We start from the raw sequence: 16,802 nt of genomic DNA on the forward strand, positions 1-16,802 counted from the left end.
GCGGCCGCGACCGTCCCGGCGCGGGGTCAGCCGGCGGCTGCTTCCAGCGCCGCCAGCGCCTGCGCCAGCGCGTCGGGTGCGTCGCAGGCCACGACGACGCGCTCGGGCATGGACCGCAGCCAGGTGATCTGGCGTTTGGCGAGCTGGCGAGTCGCGGCGATGCCGCGTTCTCGCAGCGGCGCCAGGTCGCCGGCGTCCAGCGCCTCCCAGGCCTGGCGGTAGCCGACGCAGCGCATCGACGGCAGGCCCGGGTGCAGGTCGCCGCGCGCACGCAGGGCACGCACCTCGTCGACGAAACCGGCCGCCAGCATGGCGTCGAAACGCTGCGCGATGCGCTCGTGCAGCCAGGCGCGAGAGGCCGGCTCCAGCGACACCAGCGGCCAGGCCGCGGCGGCGGGCTTCTCGCTGCGGGCGCCTTGCTGCCAGGCCGAGATCGGCCGGCCGCTGCCGAGATAGACCTCGAGTGCGCGCTGGATGCGCTGGGCGTCGTGGGGCGCCAGCCGCGCGGCCGTCGGCGGGTCGACACGCGCGAGTTCGGCGTGCAGCGCCGGCCAGCCCTCGGCGGCGGCGCGCGCGTCGAGCGCGGCGCGGATCGCCGGGTCGGTCTCGGGCATCGCGTCCAGGCCGTCGCGCAGCGCCTTGAAGTACAGCATCGTGCCGCCGACCAGCAGCGGCAGCCGGCCGCGCGCGGTGATCTCGTCGACCAGCCGGCTGGCGTCGGCGACGAAACGTGCCGCCGAGTAGCTGTCGGCCGGGTCGACGATGTCGATCAGGTGGTGCGGCGCGGCGGCACGTTCGGCGGCGCTGGGTTTGGCCGTGCCGATGTCCAGGCCGCGATAGACCAGCGCCGAGTCGACGCTGACGATCTCCACCGGCCGGTGCGCGGCCAGCGCCAGCGCCGCGGCGGTCTTGCCGCTGGCGGTGGGGCCGGCGAGGCAGACGGCGTGTGCGCTCATTTGTGCACCGCCTCGGGCAGCCGCCGCACCAGCGTCCACGCGACCAGCGTCGTCGCCACGGCGCAGAAGGCGACGGTCAGCGCATACGGCCGCACGTCGGCGCCGAGCACCAGCCCCAGCCAGCGGCCGATGCAGAAGGCGGTGAAGGCCAGCACGAAGCCGGCCAGCGCCGAAGCCGCGCCGGCCCCGCGCGGGAAGGGGCCGACGGCGCCGGCCTGGCCGCAGGGCTGGTGGATGCCGTGGCCGAAGCAGAACAGCGCCTGCGGCAGCAGATAGGCCCAGAGGCTCTCGATGCCGGCCAGCGCCGCGCCGGCCGTGCCCAGGCCGCCGGCCAGCGTGAAGAGCGCCGCGCGGCGCACCGAACGCGACATGCCGTGGTGCAGGATCCAGCGCCGGCAGACCACCGTGCCGCCGAGGTAGGCCACCGAGCCGGTCGCCATCGCCAGGCCGTACTCGCCGGCGCCGAGGCCGAAGCGGTTCATGTAGACGAAGGACGAGCCGGCGAGGATGGTGTACAGCCCGCCGTAGGTGCAGGCCGTCAGCAGCGCCCAGGCGAGAAAGGTCGGGTGGCGCGCCACCTGGCCCCAGGCGGCCAGCAGCGGGCCCGGCGCGGTGGCGTGCGCATTGCGCTGCACGATCGTCTCGGGCAGGCGCAGCGCCAGGAAGGCCAGGATCGCGGCGCTGCCGGCGCCGATGACGGCTAGCGTCGCGCGCCAGCCGCCCCAGCCGGCGACCAGGCCGCCGAACACCGGCGAGGCGATCGCGATCAGCCCTAGCCCGGACAGCGCCAGCGCCATCACGCGCGCGCCTTCGTGCGGCTCGTAGAGGTCACGCAGCATCGCGCGGGCGACGACCACCGCCGCGGCCAGCGCCACGCCCTGCAGCGTGCGCCACGCGACCAGCGTGCCGACGTCGGCCGCCAGCGCGGCGCCGATGGCCGCCGCGGTGTAGAGCGCGACGCCGGCCAGCAGCACCGGCCGCCGGCCGATGCGGTCGGCCAGCGGGCCCCAGACGAGCTGGGCGATGCCGAAAGCGAGGATCAGCGCTGCCATCGTCATCTGCACCGCCGGCATCGGCGCGGCCAGGTCGCGCGCCAGCAGCGGCAGCGCCGGCATCATCACGTCGGTGGCCAGCGGCTGCAGCCCCAGCAGCAGCGCCAGCGCGACGGCGGCCAGCGCGTGCGAGACGCGCGGCGGCGCCGCCGGCACCGAGGCGGCGGCGGACATCAGATGAAGCGCTCGTTCTCGCCGAGGTAGCGCCACTGGCCCGGCGGCAGCTGGCCCAGCGACACGCTGCCGATGCGCACGCGCTTCAGGCCCACGACCTTCAGCCCGACCAGCTCGCACATGCGGCGGATCTGGCGCTTGCGGCCTTCGCGCAGCACGAAGCGCAGCTGGTCCTCGTTCTGCCAGCTCACGCGCGCCGGGCGCAGCGGCCGGCCGTCGAGCTCCAGGCCGTGGCGCAGGCGTTCCAGCTCCGCGTCGGGCAGGCGGCCGGGTTTGCCGTACTGCACGCGCACCAGGTATTCCTTCTCGACCTTGGTCTCGTCGCCGATCAGCGTCTTGGCGATGCGCCCGTCCTGGGTCAGCACCAGCAGGCCGGTGGAATCGATGTCCAGCCGTCCGGCCGGCGCCAGGCCGCGCAGCTGGCCGGGGTGGAAGGCCATGCGCGTCGGGTCGTCCTTCCAGCGGTTGGCCGGGATGACCAGCGTCGCCGCCGGCTTGTAGCCGTCTTCGGCCTGGCCGCTGACGAAACCCATCGGCTTGTGCAGCAGCACCGTGACGCGCCGCGCCTGCTCGTGGCGCGCGCGGGGATCGATCTCGATGCGGCAGTCGGCCGCGGCACGCTGGCCCAGCACGGCCATCTTGCCGTCGACCTTGACCCAGCCGGCCTCGATCCAGGCGTCGGCCTCGCGGCGTGAGGCCAGGCCCCGTTCGGTGATCAGCTTGGAGACGCGCACGCCCTCGGCGGCGCCGGAAATCGGCTCGGACATCCCTGAATTGGACCACGGCCGGCAGCCGCCGTGCCTGCCGCGCTCCGGGCAAGCACCGAGGCGACGGCCCTACGCGGCGGCCGGTGCATGGGCTAGTCTGGGGCACCACGGCCCGCGGGAGCTCGACGATGAAACCGGTCTCCGAAGTGCTGCACCGTCGCCAGGGCACGCTCTGGCACCTGCACCCCGACGACAGCGTCTACGCGGCGCTGGAACTGCTGGCCGAGCACGAGATCGGCGCGCTGCTGGTGATGGACGGCGGGCGCCTGGTCGGCGTCGTCTCCGAGCGCGACTACACGCGCAAGGTGGCGCTGCAGGGACGCAACTCGCGCGAGACCAAGGTCGCCGAGATCATGACGCGCGAGGTGGTGCGCGTGCAGTCCGACGCGCCGATGCACGAGTGCATGGCGCTGATGAGCGAGCACCGCATCCGCCACCTGCCGGTGGTCGACGGCGCCACGGTGCTGGGCATGATCTCGATCCGTGACCTGCTCGACGAGCTGATCGCCGAGCAGGAACGCACGATCGCCGAGCTGGAGCACTACATCCACTCGTGACCCGGTGGCGGGCGGTTCGTCGGCCGCGGCAGCCGTTTCGTCGCAAGGGGGATGCTCCCCCGCCAGGGGCGGTGCATGCTCTGCCGCGTCTCTTTCCGAGGAAACGCCTGCATGACCAAGCCTCTTCTCGCGCCGCTGGCCGCGGCTGCGCTCGTGTTGCCCTTCGTCGCTCCCGCGTCGGCCCAGCAGGCTGCGCCGGCCGCCCCGGCGGCGCGTGCCGCCGTGCCGCCCGAACTGCCGCTGCGCGACTTCTTCCGCAGCCCGGCGCGTTCGGGCTACAACCTGAGCGACGGTGGCCGCTGGGTCTCGTTCCTGCAGCCGGCCGCCGGCGAGGCCGGCGCCGCGCCGCGCCGCAACGTCTTCGTGCAGAAGCTGGTCGACGGCCGCGCCGTCGGCGAGCCGCGCCAGCTGACGCGCGAGACCGCACGCGACATCCGCATGTACGCGTGGAAGGGCGACGACACCGTGCTCTTCATGAAGGACTTCGGCGGTGACGAGAACTTCCACGTCGTCGCCGCCGACGCCGCCACCGGCAAGGTGCGCGACCTGACGCCCTGGGAGGGCGTGCGCGCCGAGCTCGTCGACAACCTGCCCGAAGACCCCGGCCACGTGCTCGTGATGCACAACCGCCGCGACCGCAAGGCCTTCGACGTCGTGCGCCTGGACGTGCGCAGCGGCGCCGAGACCGTCGTCGCGACCAACCCGGGCAACATCGTCAACTGGGTCACCGACCACCGCGGCCGCATCCGCGTGGCGATCGCCAGCGACGGCGTCAACAACACCGTGCTCTACCGCGACGGCGACAGCGGCGAGTTCAAGCCGCTGCTGACGACCGACTTCCGCACCGCCGTGCAGCCGCTGTTCTTCGACGGCGACAACCGCCTGTTCTACGCCGTCAGCAACCGCGGCCGCGACAAGAGCGCGCTGGTGCTGATCGACCCGGCCAAGCCTGACGCCGAACAGGTGGTCTACGCCCACCCCGAGGTCGACGTCGAGGGCGCGCACTGGTCGCGCGTGCAGAAGAAGGTGCTGTGGGCGAGCTACGAGACCGACAAGCACGGCAAGCAGTTCTTCGACCCGGCGATGCAGGCCACCTACGAGAAGCTGCAGCAGCAGTTCCCCGGCGAGCAGGTCGACCTGACGGCCTGGACGCTGGACGAGAAGCGCTACATCGTCGTCAACTGGAGCGACCGCACGCTGGGCGCGCGCAGCCTGTACGACGTGCGCAGCGGCAAGCTGACCAAGCTCGCCGACGCCGCGCCCTGGATCAAGCCCGAGCAGATGGCCGAGATGAAGCCGGTGCGCTACACAGCGCGCGACGGCCTTTCGATCCCCGCCTACCTGACGCTGCCGGCCGGCCGCGAGCCGAAGAACCTGGCCTGTGTCGTCAACCCGCACGGCGGCCCCTGGGCGCGCGACAGCTGGGGCTTCAACCCCGAGGTGCAGTTCCTCGCCAACCGCGGCTACTGCGTGCTGCAGATGAACTTCCGCGGCTCCACCGGCTTCGGCCGGCAGTTCTGGGAAGCGAGCTTCGGCCAGTGGGGGCTGAAGATGCAGGACGACATCAGCGACGGCGCCAAGTGGCTGGTGGAGCAGGGCATCGCCGACCCGAAGCGCATCGGCCTGTACGGCGGCAGCTACGGCGGCTACGCGACGCTGGCCGGCGTGACCTTCACGCCCGACCTGTACGCCGCGGCGGTCGACTACGTCGGGGTGAGCAACCTCTTCACCTTCATGAAGACCATCCCGCCGTACTGGGAGCCGTGGCGCCAGCAGATGTACGCGATGGTCGGCAACCCGGACGATGCCAAGGACAAGGAGCGCCTGACCGCGACCTCGCCGGTGTTCCACGTCGACCGCATCAAGACGCCGCTGCTCGTCGCCCAGGGCGCACGCGACCCGCGTGTCAACAAGGCCGAGAGCGACCAGATCGTCGAGGCGCTGAAGAAGCGCGGCGTCGAAGTCGAGTACCTCGTCAAGGACAACGAAGGCCACGGCTTCGCCAACGAGGAGAACAAGTTCGAGTTCTACGGCGCGATGGAGAAGTTCTTCGCCAAGCACCTGAAGTGAGTCGGCGGCGCCGGACGCTCGTCTCGCGGGATGAGCGTCCGGCCGCCACCGCGGCGCCGGCGCCTCGCCGGCGCCGAAGATGCGCCGCCCGGGCCCGTGACGCCCGGAAGAGCGCTCGTCGATGAAGCGATTCCTGAACCTCGGCCGGCGGCTCGCCGCCGGTCTGCTGGTGGCCTCGGTGACGGCCTCGTTGACGGCCGCGACGGCCTGGGCCGCCGGGCCCGACCGCCTCGAAACGCCGCGAGGCGCTCACCTGGCCGTGCGCGCCGACTTCCCGCCCGGCCCGGGCCCGTTCCCGACGCTGGTGCTGGCGCCGGGCGCCGGCTACCACATGGATCTGCCGGTGCTGGCCGAGACCGCCGCTCAGCTGCTGGCGCGCGGCTTCGCGGTCTGGCGCTTCAACTGGGCGTATTTCACCGCCGACCCGGCCGGCGGGCGGCCGTCCGACGAGCTGACGCCCGAGCGCGAGGACCTGCTGGCGGTGCTCGACCGTGCGCTCGCCGATCCGCGGGTCGCACGCGAGCGTGTCTTCGTCGGCGGCAAGTCGATGGGCTCGGTCGTCGCCTGGAGCGTGCTGCGCGAGCGGCCGGCCGTGCGTGGCGCGGTGCTGCTGACGCCGGTCTGCAGCCGTGTGGTGGCCGGTGTGCCGGTCGCCGAGTTCGACCAGAGTTATCCCGGCGTGGCCGACGAGCGGCGGCCGTTGCTGCTGATCTCTGGTGACCAGGACCCGCTCTGCGCCCCCTCCGTGCTCTACCGGCTGGCGGCCTTGCCGTCCGGCCCGGTGCGTGTCGCGGTGCTCGATGGCAACCACGGGCTGGAGGCGCCGGCCGGGTCCGTCGACGAACGCGAGGCTGCCCGCCGCCACAACGCCGCGCTGGCGGCGACGCTGGTCGCCGACTTCGTCGCCGCGCACGCCGGCCGCTGAGACGCCCGGGGCGCTCCCGGCGTGACGCCTGCACGCCCTGCAGGCGCCGTCGGCGCAACGTTTGCTTGCATGTCACGCGCTGCGGCGACAATCTCGCAAAGCCGCACAAAGCTCTGGAATCACCAGTTCCGGGAGCGCGGTCGCGCCGGGTCCGTCGACGGCGAGAACGAGATGCAAGAACGACAACACTGCAGAAAGAGCGCGCGCTGATGGCTACCTGGGGTTTCGGTCTGCGCGCCAAGTCCATCCTCGCGCTGGTGGCGGCCTGCCTGCTGGCGCTGCTGCCGGCCAGCCTGCTGGGCTGGCAGCTCGTCGAGGGCGTGCGCGACTATTTCGGCGAGGCCTACGCCCGCAACTACACGCAACTCAAGCGCGAGCAGATCCTGGGCCTGCTCGACCGCGAGCTGGCGCTGGCCAAGCGCCTGGCCGGCTCGCAGCTGACGCGCCAGTGGCTGGCCGACGAGGACGCCCCGGCGAAGAAGACGCTGGCGCTGCGCGAGGCCGAGGCCTTCCGGCTGGACCTGCACGACCACGCCTACTTCATCGCCAGCGGCATCAGCGGCCACTTCTTCTTCAACGACGACAGCAAGCCCTTCAGTGCCCAGCCGCGCTACACGCTGGACGCGGCCAAGGCCGAGGACTCGTGGTTCTTCGCCACGCTGCGCCGGCCCGAGGACTACAACATCAACGTCAACGTCGACGTGCCGCTGCAGATCACGATGGTCTGGTTCAACGTCGTCATCCGCGACCGCGACCGCGCGATCGGCGTGGCCGGCGCAGGGCTGAACCTGCGCGAGTTCCTCGCCGAGTTCATCAACACCGAAGAGGCCGGCGTCACGCCGATCATCCTGGCGCGCAGCGGCGCGATCCAGGCGCACCGCGACACCAAGCTGATCTCGACGAACCAGGCCGGCAGCACGGCGCGCGCCGAGCAGACCCTGGCCGGACAGCTGGCCGATGCGGTCGATCGCGCCGAACTGGGGCGCGCGATGGAGAACGCCGCCGCGCGGCCGGGCCAGGTGGCCAGCTTCTGGGCCACGCTCGACGGCCGGCGCCAGCTGCTGGCGCTGTCCTACGTGCCCGAGCTGAAGTGGTACGTCGTCACCGCCGTCGACCTGAAGACGGCGCAGGTGCTCGACGGCGACTGGCTGCGCACCGCGGTGCTGGTGGTCGTCGGCACGCTGGCGCTGCTGCTGACGGCCTTCGCCCTGGCGGTGCACCGGCTCGTCATCCACCCGCTGCGCCGGCTGCACCGCTCGGCCACCGCGATCTCGCACGGCGACTTCCAGGTCAGCGTGCCGGCCGACGGCCGCGACGAGATCGCCGACCTCGGCCGGGCCTTCGCGACGATGGCCGAGAAGGTGCGCGCCTACACCGAGAACCTCGAACGCGAGGTCCAGGAGCGCACCCAGGCGCTGGAGGCGGCCAACCGCGACATGCGCGCCGCGCACCAGAAGATCAGCGACTCGATCGACTACGCCAGCCTGATCCAGCGCGCCATCCTGCCGGCGCGCCAGCTGACGCAGCAGCTCGGCGAGCACCACTTCGTGCTCTGGCGTCCGCGCGACGTCGTCGGCGGCGACTTCTACGTCTTCCGTGCCGACGGCCCGCGTTACCTGATCGGCGTCGTCGACTGCGCCGGCCACGGCGTGCCCGGCGCGCTGATGACGATGCTCGCGCGCGCCGCGCTGGACCACGCGATGTCCGAGGCCGGCATCGCCTCGCCGGCCGAGGTGCTGCGACGCACCGACGCGGCGATGCGCGCGATGCTGCAGGACACGCCGCTGCCGCGCGCCATCGCGACCAACATGGACGCCGGCCTGGTCTGCGTCGACCTGGAGAACCGGCGCATGGTCTACGCCGGCGCGAAGATCCCGCTCTTCTGGAGCGACGGCGAGACGCTGGCCAGCGTGCCCGGCGGCCGGCGTGCGATCGGCGACCGCCGCCAGGGCGAGTACAGCGACGAGGTCGTGCCGCTGCGCCCGGGCACGACCTACACGCTGGTCACCGACGGCTATCTCGACCAGTCCGGCGGCGAACTCGGTTACGGTTTCGGCAACGCGCGTTTCGCCTCGCTGCTGCGCGAGGTGGCGCGGCGGCCGCTGCGCGAGCAGGCGCAGGCGCTGGAGCAGGCCCTGGGCGAGTACCAGGGCGAACATTCACAGCGGGACGACATCACCATCCTGTCCTTCCGTTTCGACTGACTCGGAGCATCATGGAATCCATCGATCTGTTCGGTCTGAGAGAGCACTTCAACCGCGGCCGCATCCTGCTGTGTTTCAACGGGCCGATCTCGCGCAGCCTGATCGAGGAGATCGGCAACGCGCTGAAGAACTACCTGCAGGCCGACCAGGCGCGCACCTCCTCGGCGATGGACGTCTTCGGCGTCTACATCGAACTGACGCAGAACATCCGGCACTACGCCGCCAGCCGCAACTACGACGAACTGGCGGGTTCGGCGACGGTCGTCGTCGCGCGCGACGAGAATGGCGGCTACATCGTTCAGGCCGGCAACCTCGTCGAGGCGTGCGACGGCGTGCCGCTGCTGGAGCGGGTGCGGGCGCTGGCGGCGATGGACAAGGCGCAGCTCAAGGCCGCGTACAAGGAGCAACTGCGCAAGCCGCGTGCGGCCGACGCCGCGTCCGGCGCCGGGCTGGGGCTGATCGACGTGGCCCGCAAGTCGGCCGCGCCGCTGGCGGCGGCGCTGTCGCCGGCGGGCGAGGGCAGGGCGTTCTTCAGCCTGCGGGCGGTGATCTGAAGCGAACGAGATGACGATGAAAGAGCTGCACATCCAGGGCGGGCAGTCGACGCCCGAGATCCTGGCCGACTGGGAGCAGGGCGTCCTGGCGATGCGCGGGGACTCGTACCCGGAGAACTCGTTCGAGTTCTTCGCCGACGTGATCCAGTGGCTGGAGGACTACCTGGGCCAGCACCAGCGGCCGCTGCGGCTGGAGCTGCGCCTGGTCTACATGAACACCAGCTCGGTGAAGGCGATGATGGACATCTTCGACCTCTGCGAGGAAGCCTTCGGCAAGGGCCGCGACGTGCGCGTCGCCTGGTACTACGACCCGCGCAACGACCGCGTCTTCGATCTCGCCGAGGAGTTCAAGGAAGACTGCAGCTTCCCCTTCGAGATCCTGGCCGATGGCGGCGCCTAAACTTCACGGCGACGACCTGGAGCTGGTGGCGCGCGTCGAGGCGCTGCTGGCCGACCCGGCGCAGCAGCACAACCCGCTGCACGAGCCGCTGGCGGCGCTGCTCGGCCACTTCCGCGGCCAGCGCGAGCGCCTGGAGCGCCTGGTGCGCATCTCCGACGGTTACCACCACGTCGCGCGCGAGCAGCGCCTGACGCTGGTCGAGCAGTACGACAAGCAGGTGCGCCGGCTGGAGAAGCTGGTGCGCATCTCCGACCGCTACCAGAACAGCCTGCGCGACCTGAGCCTGGCGCTGCGCGACGCCGCGATGCGCGACCCGCTGACCGGCCTGGGCAACCGCCGTTTCCTGATGGAGCGGCTGCGCGAGGAGAGCGAGCGCACCCAGCGCCTGGGCCGCGGCTTCGCGGTGGCGATCATGGACGTCGACCACTTCAAGGCCGTCAACGACGCCTACGGCCACGAGACCGGCGACCAGGTGCTGCTGGCGATCGCGCAGGCCGTCGAGTTCGGCCTGCGCAAGTACGACCACTGCGGGCGCTGGGGCGGCGAGGAGTTCCTGATGCTGCTGCCGGAGACGCCGGTCGAGCATGCCTACACGATCGTCGAGCGCATCCGCCTGGCGATCGCCGAGATCGCCGACGTCGGCGGCGTGCGCGTTTCGCTGACCGCCAGCTTCGGCCTCGCCGGCCACCGCGAAGGCGAGGGTTTCTCGGCCACCGTCAGCCGCGCCGACCAGGCGCTCTACGCCGCCAAGGCCGCCGGCCGCAACCGCGTCGAAAGCGCCTGATCCGCCGCCGCGGCGGCGCCGGCTGCGCCGAGAGCCCTGCGGTACAGTGAGGCTCAGCTCACAGGCTGCGTCGCGGCCGGGTGCCGGCCGCTGCAGCCTCCCCGAGGCAATCCCTCCATGTCGGTTTCCTTTTCCACGATCAGACCGGGCCTGCGACTGGCCGACCAGGTGGCCAGCGCGCTGGAAGCCGAGATCCGCTCCGGCGCGCTCGGCGCGGGCCAGAAACTGCCGACCGAGCAGGCGCTGGTGCAGCAGTTCGGCGTCAGCCGCACCGTCGTACGCGAAGCCGTGCAGCAGCTGAAGTCGCGCGGCCTCGTCGATTCGCGCCAGGGCAGTGGCGTCTACGTGCTCGCCGCCGGCTGCGAGCCGCTGAGCTTCGAGCCGACGGCGGCCGCCTCGCGCGAGGCGGTGCTGCAGATCATCGAGCTGCGCCGCGCGCTCGAGGCCGAGGTCGCCGAGCTCGCCGCGCAGCGGCGCACGCCGGCGCAGGCGCGGGCGATCCGCGAGGCGCTGCAAGCCATTGCCGACGCGGTGGCCGGCGGCGGCGACGGCGCCGTCGAGGACGTGCGTTTCCACCGCGCGATCGGCGAAGCCGCCGGCAATCCCTTCCTGATCCGCACGCTGGACTACCTCGCCCAGTTCCTGCAGGGCGTGACGCGCGTGACGCGCGCCAACGAAGCCCGGCACCGCGAGTTCGCCGAGCAGGTCAAGCAGGAGCACGAAGCGGTCGTGCGGGCCATCGAAGCCGGCGACGCGCCGGCGGCGCGCCACGCCGCGGCGCAGCACATGAACAACGCGATGCTGCGCCTGCAGCACGCCGACGCCAGCTTCTGGCGGCAGGACGGCACGCGGCTGGCCGCGGTGCTGGTGCCGCCGACGATGCCGGCCTGAGTCGCGCGCCGCGGCGCGCGCTCCATTTCCGCTTGCTTGGCCCCCGAACGCCGCCCGGCGTGTTGTACCCGTGCGGTTCCCGATCGCCTCGCTGCGGGCCGGTGACACGCGCTCGCCGGCGGCGCGGGCCCGGTTTTGTGCTCAACGGGGGCCAAAACCGCCGTTTGTGCTGCAACGACACGAATCCGGGTTAACCCTAGGGTGTAACTTGTCTGAAATGTGTACGATGACCATATGAACTGATCGGTTCATGGCGCCGGCCATCACCCGCACGCGGCCGCACCTTCCACACACTCCAAGCGCCCGAGGAGACAAACCGCATGTCCACCCCCCATCCTGCTCGGCATAGGCGCGGCCGGCATCGCCCTGCTGTTGCTGATGATCATCCGCTGGCAGGTGCACGCATTCGTCGCGATGATGCTGGTCAGCCTGCTCGTCGCCCTGGCCGTCGGCATGCCGATCGGCGACATCATCAGCACGCTGATCGCCGGCATGGGCGGCACGCTGGGCAGCGTCGCCATCCTCGTCGCACTCGGCGCGATGCTCGGCCGCATGATCGAGGTCTCCGGCGGCGCCGCGAACCTCGCCGGCCGCTTCACGCAGATCCTCGGCCCGACGCGTGTGCCGGCGGCGCTGACCGCCGCCGCGCTGGTGCTGGCGATTCCCGTCTTCTTCGACGTCGGCTTCATCATCCTGGTGCCCATCGTCTACGGCTTCTGCAAGGCTGCGAAGGTCGACCCGGTGAAGTTCGGCCTGCCGGTGGCCGGCATCATGCTGGCGGTGCACGTCGTCGTGCCGCCCCACCCGGGCATCGTCGGCGGCTCCGCGGTGCTGAGCGCCGACGTCGGCTGGGTGACGATCATCGGCCTGCTGGTCTGCCTGCCGCTGGGCGTGCTGTCGCAGGTCGTCTCGAAGTGGCTGAACCGCCGCCGCTACGAGATGCTGCCGACGACCGCCGAGCAGTTCGCCAAGTTCGGCGGCGAAGGCGAGCCCGGTGCCGCCAAGCTGCACGCCCCGGGCGTCGGCGTCGTGCTGACGCTGATCCTGGTGCCGCTGGCGCTGATCATGGTCGGCACCACCGGCGCGACGCTGCTGCCCAAAGGCGACGCGCTGCGCAACGTGCTGGCCTTCATCGGCTCGCCGATCTTTGCGTTGATGGTCGCCATCGGCCTGTCGTTCTGGCTCATCGCCCGCCGCCTCGGCTGGAGCATGGCGCACACCAACCAGGTCATGGAGTCCTCGCTGCCGCCGGCGGCGACCGTGATCCTGGTCACCGGCGCCGGCGGCGTGTTCGCCAAGGTGCTGACGGCCAGCGGCATCGGCGCCGCGCTGTCGTCGAGCATCGCCGCGGCGCACCTGCCGCTGATCCTCGCCGGCTTCGTCATCTCGCTGGTGCTGCGCGCCGCGCAGGGCTCGGCGACGGTGGCCATCCTCACCACCTGCGGCCTGCTGGCCGAAGCCATCACCGGCGGCGGCTACAGCCCGCTGCAGGTGGCGCTGCTGACGGTGGCCATCGGCTTCGGCGGCCTTGGCCTGTCGCACGTCAACGACTCGGGCTTCTGGATCGTCACGCGCTACCTCGGCCTCACCGTGGCCGACGGCCTGCGCAGCTGGACGGTGCTGACCACCGTGCTCGGCGTCGCCGGCTTCCTGATCACCTGCGGCCTGTGGGCGGTGCTGGCCTGAGCCGGCACCCCATCCGCCGCGCTTCGTCCTCACGGACCTTCTGAACGGATCTGACTGTCATGACTACCCGCAATGTCGGCGTGATCGGCCTCGGCGCCATGGGCGTGGGCATCGCCCAGACGCTTCGCCGCAACGGTTTCAACGTGCACGTCTGCGACGTGCGTCCCGGCGTCGCCGAAGCTTTCGCCCGTGAAGGCGGCGTCGCCGGCGCCAACCCGGCGGCGCTGGCTGCGGCCTGTGACACGCTGGTGTCGGTGGTCGTCAACGCCGCGCAGACCGAAGCCGTGCTGTTCGGCGAAGGCGGCGCCGCCGCGGCGATGCGCCCGGGCTCGACCTTCATCATGTGCTCGACGGTCGACCCCAACTGGTCGATCGCGCTCGAAGCCAAGCTCGAGGCCGCCGGCATCCACTACATCGACGCGCCGATCTCCGGCGGCGCCGCCAAGGCCGCTGCCGGCCAGATGACGATGATGACCTCGGCCAGGCCCGCGGCCTACGCCGCCGCCGGCGCCGTGCTCGACGGCATGGCCGGCAAGGTCTACCGCCTGGGCGACAAGGCCGGTGCCGGCTCCAAGGTGAAGATCATCAACCAGCTGCTGGCCGGCGTGCACATCGCCGCCGCCGCCGAGGCGATGGCGCTGGGCCTGCGCGAAGGCGTCGACGCCGCCGCGATCTACGAGGTCATCACGCACAGCGCCGGCAACAGCTGGATGTTCGAGAACCGCATGGCGCACGTGCTGGCCGGCGACTTCACGCCGCTGTCGGCGGTCGACATCTTCGTCAAGGACCTGGGCCTGGTGCTCGACACGGCGCGTGCGAGCAAGTTCCCGCTGCCGCTGGCGGCCACCGCGCACCAGATGTTCATGCAGGCCTCGACCGCCGGCTTCGCCAAGGAAGACGACAGCGCCGTGATCAAGATCTTCCCGGGCATCACGCTGCCGGCGAAGAAGGACGCGCCGTGAGCACCCGGCTCAAGCTCGGCTGCATCGCCGACGACTCGACCGGCGCCACCGACCTGGCGAACAACCTGGTGCGCGCCGGCATGCGCGTCGTGCAGACGATCGGCGTGCCGCCCGGGCCGCTGGACGCCGACGTCGACGCCGTCGTCGTCGCGCTGAAGTCGCGCACCATCGCGCCCGAGGACGCGGTGGCGCAGTCGGTCGCCGCGCTGCGCTGGCTGCAGGCGCAGGGCGCGACGCAGTTCTATTTCAAGTACTGCTCGACCTTCGACAGCACGGCGCGCGGCAACATCGGCCCGGTCACCGAGGCGCTGATGGACGCCTTGGGCACGCCGTTCACGATCGCCACGCCGGCCTTCCCGGAGAACCAGCGCACGGTCTTCAAGGGCCACCTCTTCGTCGGCGACCTGCTGCTCAGCGAAAGCGGCATGAAGGACCACCCGCTGACGCCGATGACCGACGCCAACCTCGTGCGCGTGCTGCAGGCGCAGTGCAAGCGCAAGGTCGGGCTGATCGACTACCAGGTGGTGGGGCAGGGCGCCGACGCGGTGCGCGCACGCATCGCCGAGCTGAAGGCCCAGGGCGTAGCGATCGCGATCGTCGACGCCGTCTCCAACGCCGACCTGCTGCGCATGGCACCGGCGCTGGCCGAGCTGCCGCTGCTGACCGCGGGTTCGGGCGTCGCGATCGGCCTGCCGGGCAACCACGGCCTGGCGCCGTCGTCGCAGGCGGCCGAGCTGCCGGCGGCCGAAGGGCTGCAGGCGGTGGTCTCGGGCAGCTGCTCGCTGGCCACCAACCGCCAGGTGCTGGACTTCATCCGCTCCGGCCGCCCGGCGCTGGCGATCGACCCGCTGCGCATCGCCGCCGGCGAGGACGTCGCCGCCGAGGCCCTGGCCTGGGCCGGCGAGCACCTGGCCAGCGGCCCGGTGCTGGTCTATTCGACCGCCGAGCCGGCCGCGGTGCGCGCCATCCAGGCCCGGCTGGGCGTCGAGCAGGCCGGCGGTCTGGTCGAGCAGACGATCGCGCGCATCGCGCAAGGCCTGGTCGAGCGCGGCGTGCGCCAGCTGGTCGTCGCCGGCGGCGAGACCTCGGGCGCCTGCGTGCAGGCGCTGGGCATCGCCCAGCTGCGCATCGGCGGCCAGATCGACCCGGGCGTGCCCTGGTGCCATGCGGTCAGCCCGGCTGCGCCCGGCGGGCTGCACCTGGCGCTGAAGTCGGGCAACTTCGGCACCGACGACTTCTTCACCAAGGCCTTCACCCGGTTGCAGGGCTGAGCACCATGGCCACGCCCTTCCTCGACGAAGACTTCGCACGAGCCGAGATCTGCCGCGTCGGCCGCAGCCTGTTCGAGCGTGGCTACGTGCACGCCACGGCCGGCAACATCAGCGTGCGCCTGGCCGACGGCTACCTGATCACGCCGACCGACGCCTGCCTGGGCATGCTGGAGCCGGCGCGGCTGGCGCGGCTGGACGCCGAGGGCCGCCAGCTCGCCGGCGACCGCGGCAGCAAGACCATCGTGCTGCACCGGCGCATCTACGCCGCCAGCGAAACGACGGCGCAGCCGGCGCGCTGCATCATCCACACCCACAGCACGCACCTCGTCGCGTGTTCGCTGCGGGCCGCGGCCGGCAGCGTGCCGGCCGAGGGCGAGTTGCTGCCGCCGATCACGCCGTACTTCGTCATGAAGGTGGGCCGCGTGCCGCACATCGCCTACCAGCGCCCGGGTGCGCCCGAAGCCGCCGACGCGGTGGCCGAGGCCATCACGCGCTACGCCGCCGCCGGCAGGCCCATCCGCGCCGTGATGCTGGCGCGCCTGGGCCCCAACGTCTGGCACGACAGCCCGGCCGCGGCGATGGCGGTTCTGGAGGAACTCGAGGAGACCGCGCGCCTGGCGCTGCTGGTGCCCGAGGCCGGCCACTGCCCGCTGGACGAGGCCCGGATCCAGACCCTGCGCGACACCTTCGGTGCCTCCTGGTGAGGCGTCTTTCCCCCTGAACAACACGAGTCCACCATGCCCCGTTTCGCCGCCAACCTGTCGATGCTCTACAACGAGCACGACTTCCTCGACCGTTTCGCCGCCGCGGCGCGCGACGGCTTCAAGGCCGTCGAGTACCTGTTCCCCTACGCCTACACGACCGAGCAGCTCGCCGCCTTGCTGAAGGCCCACGACCTGCAGCAGGTGCTGTTCAACGCGCCTCCGGGCAACTGGGACGCCGGCGAACGCGGCATCGCCTGCCTGCCCGGGCGCGAAGCCGAGTTCCGCGACGGCATCGCCCAGGCGCTGGCCTACGCCCGCGCGCTCGACTGCCCGCGCATCCACGTGATGGCCGGCCTGGTGCCCGCCGGCCAGACCCGCGAGTCGGTGCGGGCGACCTACGTCGCCAACGTCGCCTACGCCGCCGCCGAAGCGGCCAAGCTGGGCATCAATGTGCTGATCGAGCCGATCAACGAACGCGACATGCCGGGCTTCTTCCTGAACCGCCAGGACCAGGCCCACGCCATCGTCGCCGAGGTCGGCGCGGCCAACCTCAAGGTGCAGATGGACCTCTACCACTGCCAGATCGTCGAAGGCGACCTGGCGGCCAAGATCCGCCAGTGGCTGCCGACGGGCCAGGTCGGCCACTTCCAGATCGCCGGCGTGCCGACGCGCCACGAACCGGACGTCGGCGAGATCCACCACCCCTATCTGTTCGCGCTGATCGACGAACTCGGCTGGGACGGCTGGATCGGCTGCGAGTACCGCCCGCGCCGCGGCGCGGTGCCGGGCGGCACCTCGGACGGCCTGGGCTGGATGAAGCCTTACCTGGCCTGAAGACGGCCGCG

The 16,802-nt window shown here is 71.8% G+C and carries 16 protein-coding genes; 13 read left to right on the top strand and 3 right to left on the bottom strand.

Translation table 11 applies throughout. The annotated features are described in order from the left end of the window. Window positions 1-26: 26 nt before the first annotated feature. From miaA to RGE_RS07165, 3 genes are read right to left on the bottom strand one after another with little or no spacing between them, the layout of a single operon-like run. Complete coding sequence (miaA, locus tag RGE_RS07155) at window positions 27-956, bottom strand: tRNA (adenosine(37)-N6)-dimethylallyltransferase MiaA (protein WP_014427667.1); 930 nt, start codon at window positions 954-956, stop codon at window positions 27-29. Beyond that, entirely contained in the window at window positions 953-2,182 is a 1,230-nt protein-coding gene (locus RGE_RS07160) for a Bcr/CflA family efflux MFS transporter (RefSeq protein WP_014427668.1), read from the bottom strand. The genes miaA and RGE_RS07160 overlap by 4 nt, the downstream gene beginning before the upstream one ends. Continuing rightward, window positions 2,182-2,949, bottom strand: a complete 768-nt coding sequence (locus RGE_RS07165) for a pseudouridine synthase (RefSeq protein ID WP_014427669.1) — start codon at window positions 2,947-2,949, stop codon at window positions 2,182-2,184. Before RGE_RS07165 ends, RGE_RS07160 begins: the two co-directional genes overlap by 1 nt. A 128-nt stretch (window positions 2,950-3,077) precedes the next feature. Between RGE_RS07165 and RGE_RS07170 the strand changes: the two genes are divergently transcribed. From RGE_RS07170 to otnI, 13 genes are all read left to right on the top strand, one after another. Further along, entirely contained in the window at window positions 3,078-3,506 is a 429-nt protein-coding gene (locus tag RGE_RS07170; protein WP_014427670.1) for a CBS domain-containing protein, read from the top strand. 111 nt (window positions 3,507-3,617) lie between these two features. Next, window positions 3,618-5,576 (top strand): alpha/beta hydrolase family protein, encoded by a 1,959-nt coding sequence (locus tag RGE_RS07175; RefSeq protein ID WP_014427671.1) that lies wholly within the window; start codon window positions 3,618-3,620, stop codon window positions 5,574-5,576. Between the two features lie 121 nt (window positions 5,577-5,697). Next, the gene (locus tag RGE_RS07180) at window positions 5,698-6,501 is read left to right on the top strand and encodes an alpha/beta family hydrolase (protein ID WP_014427672.1); all 804 of its coding nucleotides are present in this window, start codon (window positions 5,698-5,700) and stop codon (window positions 6,499-6,501) included. 209 nt (window positions 6,502-6,710) lie between these two features. After that, window positions 6,711-8,705, top strand: a complete 1,995-nt coding sequence (siaA, locus tag RGE_RS07185) for a biofilm regulation protein phosphatase SiaA (protein WP_014427673.1) — start codon at window positions 6,711-6,713, stop codon at window positions 8,703-8,705. 11 nt (window positions 8,706-8,716) lie between these two features. After that, on the top strand, window positions 8,717-9,259 hold the full coding sequence (gene siaB / locus RGE_RS07190) for a biofilm regulation protein kinase SiaB (RefSeq protein WP_014427674.1): 543 nt from the start codon (window positions 8,717-8,719) through the stop codon (window positions 9,257-9,259). A 16-nt stretch (window positions 9,260-9,275) separates the two neighbouring features. Then, the gene (siaC, locus tag RGE_RS07195; protein ID WP_014427675.1) at window positions 9,276-9,659 is read left to right on the top strand and encodes a biofilm regulation phosphoprotein SiaC; all 384 of its coding nucleotides are present in this window, start codon (window positions 9,276-9,278) and stop codon (window positions 9,657-9,659) included. Continuing rightward, complete coding sequence (siaD, locus tag RGE_RS07200; RefSeq protein WP_014427676.1) at window positions 9,646-10,443, top strand: biofilm regulation diguanylate cyclase SiaD; 798 nt, start codon at window positions 9,646-9,648, stop codon at window positions 10,441-10,443. Before siaC ends, siaD begins: the two co-directional genes overlap by 14 nt. A 117-nt stretch (window positions 10,444-10,560) precedes the next feature. Beyond that, window positions 10,561-11,334: a FadR/GntR family transcriptional regulator gene (locus RGE_RS07205; protein WP_014427677.1), complete on the top strand. Its 774-nt coding sequence runs from the start codon at window positions 10,561-10,563 to the stop codon at window positions 11,332-11,334. 345 nt (window positions 11,335-11,679) lie between these two features. Next, window positions 11,680-13,020 carry a GntP family transporter gene (locus RGE_RS07210; protein WP_310732396.1) on the top strand — a complete coding sequence of 447 codons (1,341 nt, stop codon included), beginning with the start codon at window positions 11,680-11,682 and terminating at the stop codon, window positions 13,018-13,020. Window positions 13,021-13,079: 59 nt separating this feature from the next. Continuing rightward, a complete protein-coding gene (ltnD, locus tag RGE_RS07215; RefSeq protein WP_014427679.1) occupies window positions 13,080-13,982 on the top strand; it encodes an L-threonate dehydrogenase in 903 nt (300 codons plus the stop codon). Beyond that, complete coding sequence (otnK, locus tag RGE_RS07220) at window positions 13,979-15,253, top strand: 3-oxo-tetronate kinase (protein ID WP_014427680.1); 1,275 nt, start codon at window positions 13,979-13,981, stop codon at window positions 15,251-15,253. The genes ltnD and otnK overlap by 4 nt, the downstream gene beginning before the upstream one ends. Before the next feature lie 5 nt (window positions 15,254-15,258). Further along, window positions 15,259-15,957 (top strand): class II aldolase/adducin family protein, encoded by a 699-nt coding sequence (locus tag RGE_RS07225; RefSeq protein WP_014427681.1) that lies wholly within the window; start codon window positions 15,259-15,261, stop codon window positions 15,955-15,957. Window positions 15,958-15,990: 33 nt separating this feature from the next. Beyond that, window positions 15,991-16,791: a 2-oxo-tetronate isomerase gene (otnI, locus tag RGE_RS07230; protein ID WP_014427682.1), complete on the top strand. Its 801-nt coding sequence runs from the start codon at window positions 15,991-15,993 to the stop codon at window positions 16,789-16,791. The last annotated feature ends 11 nt before the right edge of the window (window positions 16,792-16,802 follow it).

It is taken from the genome of Rubrivivax gelatinosus IL144, from assembly GCF_000284255.1.
GTDB classification, from domain to species: domain Bacteria; phylum Pseudomonadota; class Gammaproteobacteria; order Burkholderiales; family Burkholderiaceae_C; genus Rubrivivax; species Rubrivivax gelatinosus_A.